Genomic DNA, 11,938 nt, shown 5'->3' with positions numbered 1-11,938 from the left:
TCTGTCGGTAAAGGCTGATAAAGTTTCGTTCAACGTACTATACCAAATAACGGTTTAGCGCAATAAAAAGCCCCGCAGAAGCGGGGCTCAATCCATTGTTTGGACGGAATGGAATGGTCGCCTTTTCATAGGATTTAGGACATAATGGTTTTTCGGAAATTGAATATCTGGTCTTTCAAAAAATTGGATAAGCATAGATACTCCGACTCCAACAGAATTAAAAGCTTTCGCCCGGGCTTTCTTGAGTCACTAAGGGCTTCCCTTAGGTACATATTAGAAGTATAACTGATGCTCTAAAAAAACCATTGTACTACACTAAGGCTTGAGATGCCCTTTGGCGAGAGGATATTTAGTAAGAAGGAGTTCTTTTCTGGCTTTAGAAAGGATACCCCATTAAAAATGGCCGATCCTAATTGGAACCCTGCAATGCTTTTTACCTTTCCTACCCAATAACTATTCTATTTAATAACTACGGCATTCGCTTAATGGACTTTACGCTGTTCGCATCGATCTGCTTACTTATAAGCTCATCAATAAACAGATACACAAATCTCTTTTAGGAGAAAAGAAAAACGAAAAACCCTTTCTGAAAAGAAAGTATACGCAATAGCAAGAACATGTCCTTCCGGATTCTTTTGTCTACTACTGCTGCTTCTATAAAAAAGAATAGAGTATTGAAGCAGTCTAGCGAATTGACACTTGAGTGTATCGTTATAATTATTTAGCTAAAAAAGGATGGCTGTATTATTCACCCGTTACTTTTTTCCATAGCTCCGGAATACGTTTGATCCATACAATCTCTTTCATCTTAACAGCTGCTTCCTGTACCGGGGAACCAAAATATTTTTTACCGCCGTCTAAGCTGGCTGGCACACCACTTTGTGCATACACCTCAGCTCCCGCGCCAATGGTTAATGTTTTACTTACCCCCACTTGCCCCCATAGGATGACATTATCTTCTAATGTGGTAGCACCTGCGATTCCAACTTGTGCAGCAAACAAACAATTTTTTCCTACTACTGTATCATGACCAATATGCACCAGGTTATCCATCTTTGTTCCCGCCCCAATCAACGTATCACCACTCACACCTCTATCAATAGTACAACCCGCTCCTATTTCTACATCGTTCTCAATAACCACACGCCCGCAGCTCAGCATTTTCTTATAATGCACTGGGCGGTTTGTTTTCTTATTATAATAAAAAGCATCCGAGCCAATTATGGTGCCTGCTTGTATAATACAGTTATCACCAATAATGCAATGATCCATGATCACCACGTTGGGATAGATGATACAGTTGTTACCAATAGTTACATGGTTACCAACATAGGCTCCGGGCATGATCACTGTCTGCTCTCCTATTATTGCGCTGTCACTTACGTTCTTCATGGATGGCATAAAAGGACGGAAGTGTTGTACAATTTTTTGATACGCTTCAAATGGTTGTTCTACTAACAACAAAGCTTTATGCGAAGGAAAATCTGTGGGCTGATTAATGATAATAAAAGTAGCCGCAGAGTCAATACACTTTTGATAATACTTCGGATGATCAACAAAAACCAAATCGCCTTCTTCTACTTTATGGATTTCGTTGATACCAGTAGCAGCACTATTTTTATTTCCAATAATAGTAGCACCTATTAGGCTAGCTATTTCTGTAAGCGGCACAGGACGTTCAAAGCGCATAGTAAATTTTTGATAAGCAAAGGTAGCAGTGAAAGCACATGCATTTTATTAAGATCTTGCAAAGATCAAAGGCAACACGATCTTATCTTCAGTGAATAATCGTCACCGAGAAGGTTCATCAAAAACGATGCAATTCATCAAGAATGATATACTCAATTTTTTAGAGAAAGAAAAAAATGTGAATAAAAAGTGGAGTAAAATTTTCTAGTTCGAAAAAAATCTTTTTAATATTGTGTAAGGAAATTTTTATTTCCTGTACTTACTAACCCATATACATATTAGCCTCGCAGAAATGCGGGGCTTTTGTTTTTTTCAAAACGCTTTGCCCATGCAGGTTTAAAGCAAGATTTCAAATACCTTTACGCATCTCTAAAACTTCTTTGCATGCTCAAATCAATGACGGGCTTTGGTAGAACAGAACAAGCTGTTGGTGATAAAACTTTTTTAATAGATATCAAATCGCTGAACGGAAAGCAGTTTGAATTGAACTTAAAAATGCCGGCCTTCTTAAAGCCTTTTGAATTTAATATTCGAAAAACATTATCAGAAGGATTGGGTCGCGGCTCTGTAGACTGCATGATCAACCTCAAAGAAACAGGCAATGCAAAACCTGTTACGATCAACACTGATTTAGCAAGGGCATATTACAAACCCCTACAACAACTTGCAGCAGAGTTGCACTTAGAGACAGGCGATTTACTAAGTACTATTATCAAGTTGCCGGAAGTGATCACACCTAGCAGTGAAACATTAACCGACGATGAGTGGAACCAGTTTGAAGAGTTAATCAAGGCGGCTATTGAAGACCTCAACCAGCATCGCCTGAATGAAGGACAAGTACTAAAGAAAGATCTGGAATTGCGTATCGCCAACATCTTACAACAACAACAAACCGTTATTTCGTTGGAGCCACAACGCCAACTAAAGATTCGTGAAAACATCACTAAGCTGTTAGAAGAAAATGTAGGTAAAGAAAACTACGATAGCAACCGCCTGGAACAAGAGCTCATCTACTACATTGAAAAAATAGATATCACTGAAGAACAGGTGCGACTAAAAAATCACTGTGAGTATTTTACAAGCGTGCTAGAGGAAGGTGAAGAATCAAAAGGTAAAAAGCTTTCTTTTATTCTGCAGGAGATCGGAAGAGAAATAAATACCACTGGGGCTAAAGCATACGATGCGTCCATTCAACGTTGTGTTGTATTGATGAAAGATGAATTGGAAAAAGCAAAAGAGCAGGTATTGAACGTACTGTAACCTGAGAGCTACCTGATTGTAAGACTAACCTGTATTCGTTATTCCGTTTTAGATTTGTATCATGTTTGGATCATCAAGAACTTTTCGATTTTTTATTGGCCTATTGTTGTTAGCAGGCAGTGTATGGATATCTTCTTGTACCCGGATTAACCTGTACGAAAAAGTCGTTTCGATACCAGACCATGAGTGGAAGAATTCTTTCCGCCCCACTTTTTCCTTTGAAATAAAAGATACTACTGTTCCTTATCAATTATATGTTATCCTTCGCCACAATGAAAAGTATAACTACAATAATATTTGGGTGAACTTGCATACGAAGTCGCCCGATGGAACAGTATCAAAAGCGCAATACGAACTCCCTTTGGCCACTAACGAAAAGGGCTGGCTAGGTACCGGCATGGACGACCTCTATGAGCACCGCATTGCCCTAACCCCAGTTAACCAACAGTTCTATTTTAAAAAGGCTGGTATATATACCTTCAGCCTGGAACATGTAATGAGAGAAGAGCCCTTGCAAAACGTTTTAAACATCGGCTTCCGCATCGAGAAAAAAACACCTTAACCATGACCTCGCCCACCCAAAAACAATTACGGCGTGCAACTATTGTCTTTTGGGTACTCCTTTGTTATATCATTGCTGCTCTGGTATGGTGGCTTATTTCTTTAGAACAACAAAGTCATGCTATACACGATCTGCAACAAGCACAAGTTGATACCACTAACCCTGTCACAAAAGCAGTAGCCTTAAAGCAGTGGGGAGCAATTGAAAGCTCGCGCAATCGGAACTCGGCCAAATACCTTTTAGAAGGTGCTACATTTTTATTACTTATTCTTTTTGGTGCCGTTTATATCTACCGGCTGGTGCGCAAGCAATTCCAACTACAACTCCAGCAGCAAAATTTTGCCATGGCCATCACCCATGAACTGAAGACTCCTTTGGCGGTGGCACGCTTAAGCCTGGAGACCATTCAAAAGCATAAGTTAGACGAAGAACGCCAACGAAAACTTTTAGATAAAACCTTACAGGAAACACTACGCCTGGATACATTAATTAATAACATCCTGATCTCTTCTCAACTTGACCATGACGGTTATAAAGCCCACAAAGAAGCTGTTAGCTTATCGGAAATAACCCGGCAGCTTACAGAAGATTTAAAACACCGCTATGCGGATAAACAAGTAATAGAAAACATAGATGCAGGCATTCATATTTATGGCGATCCGCTGCTTTTAAAACTGCTTGTGAGCAACTTGCTGGAGAACGCCAATAAGTACTCCGGAAAGCAAACCAACATCACGTGTAGCCTGCATACAAAAGACCATAAGATCGTGCTCGAAGTAAGCGATGAAGGCATAGGCATATCAGACGAAGAGAAGAAAATGATCTTTGAGAAGTTTTACCGTGTGGGCAATGAACAAACACGCCGCACCAAGGGCACAGGCTTAGGCTTATACATTTGTAAAAAGATTGCACAAAGCCATGGAGGCGATATCAAAGTTGTAGATAATGTGCCGCAGGGTAGTACCTTTATTGTAACTTTTACCGCATGAGCACAAAGCCCTCTATTCTATTAGTTGAAGACGAAGAAAATCTACACGAAGCCCTGAAACTAAATCTGGATCTGGAAGGATACTCCATTACTTCAGCCTTCGATGGTGCTGCTGCCCTGAAAGCCGTCCAGGAAGAATATTTCGATCTGATCATCATGGATATCATGCTGCCAGAAATAGATGGCATTTCAGTTATCCAAACCATTCGGCTAACCCACACGGAAGTGCCCATACTGATTTTAAGTGCCAAGAATAATAGTGAAGATCGTGTGCTGGGTTTGAAAAAGGGGGCAGATGATTACTTAACCAAACCCTTCAACCTGGAAGAGTTATTACTGCGCGTAGAAAAACTAATTAATAAGAATAAGCGACTTCAGGATCGCTCTACCGTTGGCGACACTTATACATTCGGTGGCCACACCGTCAACTTTAAGGCCCAGCAAGCTACTACGTCTAAAGGCGAAAAGATTGACCTGAGCAAAAAAGAAATAATGCTGCTAAAGCTGCTGATTGAAAACAAAAACGAGGTAGTACCTCGCGAAAAGATCCTGCAAGCCGTATGGGGTTATAACGTATACCCTACCACCCGCACTATCGACAACTTTATTCTCAACTTCCGCAAGTACTTTGAAGAAGATAGCCGCAACCCCAAACACTTCCATTCGGTTAGAGGTGTGGGTTACAAATATGCGGAGTAGGGATAGTCATAAGTCATTGAGTCAATAAGTCATTAGTCACTTAATTAAGTGCCCCCATTTCCTATTGATTTGATGTAGGCATTCAACAGTTTAAAGAACTGCTCAAACTTAACTTTTAGAGAAACATAGTTTTCTTCAGAAATTAACTTTCTGTCATAAGCTTTGTTTAGACCACTAAATGTCTCAAATGCTGACCCTCTGCTATAATAGCAAAACTGTTTGTTTTCTTTATAGGAGAACCGGCCATAACCTTCGGCGATATTAAGAGCTATAGAATCAGCAGCTCTAACTATTTGCTTTCCTAATGTATCTCTTTGAAACTGCGTCCATTCTTCTGTCAACTTCCAAGCAACCTCCCCTATTTCCATAGCTGTTTTATAAACTACCAATTCATTAAGAGGTATCATAGTTTACGGTTTAGGAGTACGAACTGAGCTAAAACCTAATGACCAATGACTTACTGACTAATGACTTTACAAGTCGCCCGACAATGGCCGAATGAGCAGTTCATCTACATTGGCCTGTATCGATAAGCGACTGGTGGTATAAATAAGCGTTGCAATATCTTCCGGCTGCATGATACGCTCGGGTTCTACAAAACCTTTCCAGGAGTCGGTATACACTGCACCAGGGATAATAGCTGTGACCTTGATGTTGTGTGGCATGAGTTCCTGACGCAGGTTTTTGGTAAACCCTAGTAAAGCAAACTTGCTGATACTATAAGCGCCTCCGTTGGGATAGGCGTGCAAGGCTGCAATTGAGCAGATCGTAAAGATATGGCCAGTCTTTTGAGCCATCATCTTAGGCAATACCGAACGCGTAACATGGTAAGCGCTAAAAAGATTTACCTCCAGCATCTTTTCCAGTGCGCCATCCGGCTCGTCTGAAATGTTACCCGGAATAAAGGTGCCGGCATTATTAACCAATACATCAATGGTATCAACACTATTCACTACCCACTCACCAAATAGCTGCGCCTGTTGTTTGTTGCCTAAGTCAAATGCTTTCGTATCAATGGTCACATGTGGAAACTGTGTTTTTAGTTCTTCTACTGTCTGTAATAACTTTTCTTCATTACGGGCCGACAGGTATAAATTATAGCCATGCAGGGCAAAGATCTTTGCTACTTCCAATCCTATTCCTCGAGAAGCGCCAGTGATGATCGCATTCATTTGTTATGGTTTGTTTATTACAAAGCTAAGGGGGAAAGAGTAGTCAAGCATCTTAAGTATAGCTGCACGCTATACGCTTCACACTGCACGCAGATAGTCTAAATGCGTATAGCGTATAGCTTGCAGCGTGTAGCCTTTTAACGATCTCTTCCTTACTCATTGCTTAACTTTACCGCCCTTTATGAAGTACAAACACATATTCTTTGATCTCGATCATACCTTGTGGGACTTTGATGCGAATGCACGTGCTACCCTGCACCAAATGCACCAAGATCTGAATCTTGCTGAAAGAGGCGTGCACGACTTTGAACTCTTTCACACCAACTACCTGGCACACAATGAACGGCTGTGGGAGCGTTACCGCAAAGGCCAGATCCGGCAAGACGAGCTTCGTTTGAAGCGTATGCGATTAGCGCTGCTGGATTTTAAAATTGGCGACGAAGAACTGGCCCGTGAAATGGGAGAGACATTTGTCCAACTCCTTCCCACACGAACGATAATCTTCCCCGATACTATTGAAGTATTACAATACCTGACAGAGAAAGGCTATCATCTACACTTGATCACCAATGGTTTTGTAAAAACGCAATACAGCAAGTTAAGCAGCTGTGGCCTTGATGTCTTTTTTAAAGAAGTCATTACATCGGAAGGCAGTAACTGCCTAAAACCAGAAAAGGAAATCTTTGAATATGCTTTAGGAAAAGCAGGTGCCTCTGTAAAGGAAAGCATTATGATTGGCGACGCACTGGATATAGATATACTTGGTGCTATGAACGTAGGTATGGATCAAATACACGTTAATTTCAACCGCATAGACCAACATATCAAACCCACTTACACCGTCTATGCCTTAAAAGAACTAAAAGATATTCTATAAGCAAAAGCCCCGCTCTGAAGCGGGGCTTTTTAATTCATTAACTACTGAAGAAGCAGTTGGACTTCATACGGGTACATTCTTTTTTCTTCTCTACTTTCTTCACCTCTTTTTTCACTTCACTCTTCTTGGTTTCCTTCGTAGAGAGCACCGTTGCTGTTACAGCAATAGTGGTGAGTAAGCCCGCCGCAGCGACCAATACATACTTTTTCATGGTTAAGCGTTTATTCTTTAAGTTACGCAATAATGCTTGCGTAACTTACCACTTTCCAAGAACGGTTACTCCACCCTTTACTTTCTGATTGATCTTTACATCAATTTCTGTGTCTAATGGTAGCAGCAGGTCTACGCGAGAACCAAACTTAATAAAGCCCATTTCCTCACCCATCTTTACCTGGTCGCCGGGCTTCAGGTAGTTCACAATACGCTTTGCCAGGGCACCAGCAATTTGTTTCACCAGCATTTCCTTTCCATTCTGGCGGTATACTACTGAGTGGCGCTCGTTGTCGGTAGACGACTTGGGGTGCCAGGCCACCAGGTACTTACCTGGATGGTATTGACTGTACAGCACCTCCCCTGATACAGGGTTACGGTTTACGTGTACGTTAAGTGGACTCATGAATATTGACACCTGCAAGCGTTTGTCAGGAAAGTATTCATCGGCTTGAACCTCTTCAATTACTACTACGGTGCCATCGCAGGGAGCAACAATGATGTCCTCTCCTTCGGCATGAATACGCTTAGGAATACGGAAAAAGGAAAGAATAAAAATGAGCAATACCAGCGTAATAACAGTAACAATTGATCCAAGTACGGGATAAGCTGGACTTACAAAAAACAGGGTTAGCAGGTTGATAATGGCCACTACCACAATAGAGATAAAAATGGAAGCGTAGCCTTCTTTGTGAATTTTCATTGTCAATTAGTAAGGCGCAAATTTAGGAAATCCGGGTGGAAGGCTAAGAGATTAAAGGAGAGAAAGAAGAAAAAGAGAATATTGAACAAGGAATGATGAAGGAAGAAGGGAAGATGCAAGGCACAAGGTTCAAGAAACAAGGGACAAGGATAAATTTCACGCAAAGTCACCAGGAAGGATTAAACTATAAAAGCAAAAGCACCCTACAATAAAGAGTGCTTTGTTATATAAAGAATGTTTGCTCTTCTGTGCGGGGGAGCTCCCCTTTAGGGGCCGGGGGTGTGTGCTGGTCTTACAGCTTAATCTCTTCCCCCACCAGCACGGTACCGGTTGGCTGGCGGATAGTATATGCGCTTAAGTCCTGGTCAGCTACTAAGCCCTTCCCACCATTTATGCGTTTGTCTTTGGTAGTAATGCGAACAGTACTGTCTGTATAAAAGCTACGCGCATTTTGGTCCCACCAAAGCTCAGGAGTTGTAAGCGTATCGCCTTTGACGTTAACCACTTTTACACTGTCCCTTAAAAGAACGCGGTTCAGGCTTTCGTAATATATCCCGAAGCGTGCATCGAGCCAGCTTTCTACATGCCGGGTAGAGTCATAAAAATCTACATGGAGGCTGTTGGGAAACTCTGTACGCAGGGTATCTTCCTGGTAGCGGAGCATTAATGGCGATTTCATGCGGGCACGCAACTGACCACTCTGGCTAAATAGCACATCAATGTCTTTTGCTTTTTCTACCATTACGGCCTTATCAGTCAGGGCGTTAATAGCCTTCTCATCATTTTCACAGCCCAAAATGAACAAGCAGCTACAAAAGATAGCTGCTTGACCTAAATATTTTATCAATAGGGAGGTATTAATCATACTTGCGTTTAGTAAACCAAAGGTCACTGAAGTTCAGGCCAATTGATACACGGAACAGGTTTTCCTTTAAAATATTGTCGTTATTACCTCTTTTGGTGTACTCCAGCGTTAGATTAACCACCGAGTATTGACCAGGACTTAAACGGTTGTAGTTGAAAACAGGTAAACCCATACCCATGGAAACACCCCATAAAGGAAGGTCTTTAGTACCTGAGGTAATATAGTCGATACCTGTAAAGAAGCCAGCGCGGTAAGCTACGTTGCTAAAATAAGCACGTGTTGGCTCTGGGCGAATTTGACCACCCGCACGGATTTGCCAGCTGTCTTGTACCGAACCGCTTTCACCAAAAAAGCTGTAATCGCTCCATTTTGTCTGTACAAAGTCGGCACCTGCCATCCATCCACCGCCTTTCTGTGTCTGATTTTCTACTACAAAACCAGCAGTATAAGAAGCAGGGAACTCTACTTTTCCGTTTCTGATGGTTTTATCATAAACGCTATCCAGGCGGATATCACCCGTATTCTGGTCGCGCATAAAGGTTTCGGTAATGATATCTTGAGAACCTTTTAATGTCTGTTTAATATTACCCGAAGCGCCTAAACGAAGCACCGTGGTCCGGGTTGCTGTTTTTACCAGGTTGATCTTATACTGGGCGCCACCACTGAAAACAAGGTTTCCATAAGAAGAACGAGTGGTGAAATTGGCATTTTTATATTCTACCTCGTTGCTGATGATCGCACGTCGGATCGAGCGCTCTCTATCACCAAACAAATAGCCTATATTAACGCCTAAGCTTAAATTTTTAATTGCCACACCGGTACCAATAGAAGGCAGGTAAGAACCTCCATTACCGGTATTTGCGGTAAGGATACTGTCTTCGTTTGGAATCCGGGAGCGCTCTACTACATTATAGCTGATGCGTGTTACCGGGCGAAGACCAAAGCTTAGACCCCAGCCTTTTCGCAGCGGCATACCCACCTGTAAATAGGAGAAGAGACCGTTTGTAGAGGAGAACTTATCAGCCTGGTTTGGATTACGCAATGTGCGGCTTTCCAGGTTGATGCCGGCATCTAGTATCACACGGCCGTTTTGCATTTTGTTCGTACCAGGCGTTACATATCCAACAAAGTTGGAGTATGAAGCCGGGTTGCTGAAGTTCACAGAAAGAGGATCTGCATAACCTGCCTGGATCCCTCCCATTGCCCTGTTGGAAATATTGGTGTTAGGTACAACATCTCCTAGTCCAAAACGGGAATAAGGTGAGTTGTCCTGGGCAAACAATTGAGGAACCGATAATAATCCTGCTGTTGTAAACAGGACTTGAACCATTCTGCTAGCACACTTTCTCTTAAGCATAATTGACTTTGCTAATAGCATACAGACCTTTAAAGATTAAATCAGGGTCTGCAAATATCTCGTTTTTTAAATGGGACTCAAAAAAGGGCAAATTGCCCCCGGTTAAAACAGCGTTAAAGTTACTGAAGCGCTCCTTGTATGCATCAATCATTCCATCTATTTCTTTTGCCATGCCTAAAATAACGCCGGACTGCATATTGCTTACGGTATCATAGCCAATCAGCGGCACATTCCAGTCGCCTTTTACCAACGGCAGCTTAGCCGTATACTCATGCATGGAACGGAAGCGCATTTCCAAACCGGGCGAAATGGAACCGCCCACCAACTGGTGGTCTTTATTAATGAAGTTGTAGGTGATACAAGTGCCTAAGGCTATAACCAGGTTATGCTGACTTGGGAAAAGGTGTACTGCCGCCGCCGCAATGGCCAACCGGTCTGTCCCTACCGTTTCCGGCTTGCCTACTGGTATGGTAAACGGTAGCTTGGATTGGTGCGAAAGCCTGTGAAACTTGGTATGTTTTTGCAAAACCGCTTCTATTTCAGCAGCATGATCGATAACGGAAGAAAGAATGGATGCTGTTGGACAGTATTCCTCTAGTATTGCTTCCAGGTGCTCTACCGGATTTTCAGCGAGTGTAATGGTTTGCACTAACTGGTGCTCCTTAAAAAGCGCAGCTTTCAAGCGGGTATTTCCAAAGTCGAGGCAGAGAGTGGTCATAGTGAATGCTAGATAATAATAAGGGCCATTCCGTGAAACGTGAAAGGTGAAACGTGAGAACGGATATTGTTTCACCTTTCACGTTTCACAACCGTATTAAAAGTCGAAGTTAAAGCTGGAGAGGTTCTTAAAGTGGCCATTGAGTTTTATTTTTTCTTTGAGATTTTCCATTTCTGCTATTAAAGGCAGCACTTTAATAAGATGGCGTTTTAAGTATTCCTGGCGTTGACGCTCATGCAGCAGGTGAAGCAGTTCATACTCCTCCTCTATCGTAAAACCTACATGGTGTGCCACATCATAACTCTGCAACTCCTCATCCTGCTTTTTAAAATCCTTACTCACTTTAAGCAATTTATACAGTTCACGTAAGCTGCTCATTACTTTCCGCATCACCTCCGGGCTGCCCTGCTCTGGATTGTTGGGATAATTAACAATAGCGCCGCTGTAAAGCTTATCTGGCACTTGTGTAATCACTTCCAATATCCGAAACACTTTATCACCTACCGTCTTAATATCCATTTCGCCGTTTTCATGCACCGTGGTAATTTCCGTTATAGAAACCAAGGTGCCATAATCTTGTAACTTGTTTTCTATAACAGTGGGAATCCCAAAGAAATGACCCGTTTCATGGCATTCATTGATCAATTGTTTATAGCGCGGCTCAAAAATGTGCAGGTTTACTTCTTCATGTGGGTATACAACAATGCCTAGGGGGAAGATGGGAATAAAGTTGGTCATAGCTAAATAACCACCACAAATTTGATGCACGTTCGGTTGCCGCGCCTGTTATTCTGCGTAAGAAAATGACGACTTTCAATGACCAGCTAAATCTGTGAAG

At 42.0% G+C, this 11,938-nt stretch carries 14 protein-coding genes; 5 read left to right on the top strand and 9 right to left on the bottom strand.

Annotation, left to right across the window (positions count from 1 at the left end; all coding sequences use genetic code 11):
• Nucleotides 1–744: 744 nt before the first annotated feature.
• On the bottom strand, nt 745–1,689 hold the full coding sequence (locus tag SY85_RS17365; protein ID WP_066406138.1) for a UDP-3-O-(3-hydroxymyristoyl)glucosamine N-acyltransferase: 945 nt from the start codon (nt 1,687–1,689) through the stop codon (nt 745–747).
• A gap of 384 nt (nt 1,690–2,073) precedes the next feature.
• On the opposite strand from SY85_RS17365, the gene SY85_RS17360 reads away from it, so the two are divergent.
• From SY85_RS17360 to SY85_RS17345, 4 genes are all read left to right on the top strand, one after another.
• Complete coding sequence (locus SY85_RS17360) at nt 2,074–2,949, top strand: YicC/YloC family endoribonuclease (RefSeq protein ID WP_193408745.1); 876 nt, start codon at nt 2,074–2,076, stop codon at nt 2,947–2,949.
• A 61-nt stretch (nt 2,950–3,010) separates the two neighbouring features.
• Complete coding sequence (locus SY85_RS17355; protein ID WP_066406136.1) at nt 3,011–3,511, top strand: gliding motility lipoprotein GldH; 501 nt, start codon at nt 3,011–3,013, stop codon at nt 3,509–3,511.
• A gap of 2 nt (nt 3,512–3,513) precedes the next feature.
• Nucleotides 3,514–4,500: a sensor histidine kinase gene (locus tag SY85_RS17350; RefSeq protein ID WP_066406135.1), complete on the top strand. Its 987-nt coding sequence runs from the start codon at nt 3,514–3,516 to the stop codon at nt 4,498–4,500.
• A complete protein-coding gene (locus SY85_RS17345) occupies nt 4,497–5,198 on the top strand; it encodes a response regulator transcription factor (protein ID WP_066406134.1) in 702 nt (233 codons plus the stop codon). The genes SY85_RS17350 and SY85_RS17345 overlap by 4 nt, the downstream gene beginning before the upstream one ends.
• 44 nt (nt 5,199–5,242) lie before the next feature.
• Here the strand turns inward: SY85_RS17345 and SY85_RS17340 are convergent, their stop codons facing one another.
• The gene (locus tag SY85_RS17340) at nt 5,243–5,605 is read right to left on the bottom strand and encodes a four helix bundle protein (protein WP_066406133.1); all 363 of its coding nucleotides are present in this window, start codon (nt 5,603–5,605) and stop codon (nt 5,243–5,245) included.
• 66 nt (nt 5,606–5,671) lie between these two features.
• Nucleotides 5,672–6,370: an SDR family oxidoreductase gene (locus SY85_RS17335; RefSeq protein WP_066406132.1), complete on the bottom strand. Its 699-nt coding sequence runs from the start codon at nt 6,368–6,370 to the stop codon at nt 5,672–5,674.
• Between the two features lie 181 nt (nt 6,371–6,551).
• Between SY85_RS17335 and SY85_RS17330 the strand changes: the two genes are divergently transcribed.
• Nucleotides 6,552–7,247: a YjjG family noncanonical pyrimidine nucleotidase gene (locus SY85_RS17330; protein ID WP_066406131.1), complete on the top strand. Its 696-nt coding sequence runs from the start codon at nt 6,552–6,554 to the stop codon at nt 7,245–7,247.
• A gap of 37 nt (nt 7,248–7,284) precedes the next feature.
• Here the strand turns inward: SY85_RS17330 and SY85_RS25700 are convergent, their stop codons facing one another.
• From SY85_RS25700 to SY85_RS17305, 6 genes are all read right to left on the bottom strand, one after another.
• On the bottom strand, nt 7,285–7,458 hold the full coding sequence (locus SY85_RS25700) for a hypothetical protein (RefSeq protein ID WP_158512997.1): 174 nt from the start codon (nt 7,456–7,458) through the stop codon (nt 7,285–7,287).
• Nucleotides 7,459–7,503: 45 nt separating this feature from the next.
• Nucleotides 7,504–8,160: a phosphatidylserine decarboxylase family protein gene (locus SY85_RS17325; protein ID WP_066406130.1), complete on the bottom strand. Its 657-nt coding sequence runs from the start codon at nt 8,158–8,160 to the stop codon at nt 7,504–7,506.
• Nucleotides 8,161–8,452: 292 nt separating this feature from the next.
• Nucleotides 8,453–9,025, bottom strand: a complete 573-nt coding sequence (gene lptC / locus SY85_RS17320) for an LPS export ABC transporter periplasmic protein LptC (protein ID WP_066406129.1) — start codon at nt 9,023–9,025, stop codon at nt 8,453–8,455.
• Nucleotides 9,018–10,355 (bottom strand): hypothetical protein, encoded by a 1,338-nt coding sequence (locus tag SY85_RS17315; RefSeq protein ID WP_066406128.1) that lies wholly within the window; start codon nt 10,353–10,355, stop codon nt 9,018–9,020. The genes lptC and SY85_RS17315 overlap by 8 nt, the downstream gene beginning before the upstream one ends.
• A 19-nt stretch (nt 10,356–10,374) precedes the next feature.
• Nucleotides 10,375–11,100: a type III pantothenate kinase gene (locus SY85_RS17310; protein WP_066406127.1), complete on the bottom strand. Its 726-nt coding sequence runs from the start codon at nt 11,098–11,100 to the stop codon at nt 10,375–10,377.
• A 96-nt stretch (nt 11,101–11,196) separates the two neighbouring features.
• Nucleotides 11,197–11,868, bottom strand: a complete 672-nt coding sequence (locus SY85_RS17305; RefSeq protein WP_226998873.1) for an LON peptidase substrate-binding domain-containing protein — start codon at nt 11,866–11,868, stop codon at nt 11,197–11,199.
• Nucleotides 11,869–11,938 lie beyond the last annotated feature (70 nt).

The organism is Flavisolibacter tropicus (assembly GCF_001644645.1).
Taxonomy (GTDB): domain Bacteria; phylum Bacteroidota; class Bacteroidia; order Chitinophagales; family Chitinophagaceae; genus Flavisolibacter; species Flavisolibacter tropicus.
Note: the sequence above shows the minus strand (reverse complement) of the source record. Positions and strands in the feature narration are given on the sequence as shown.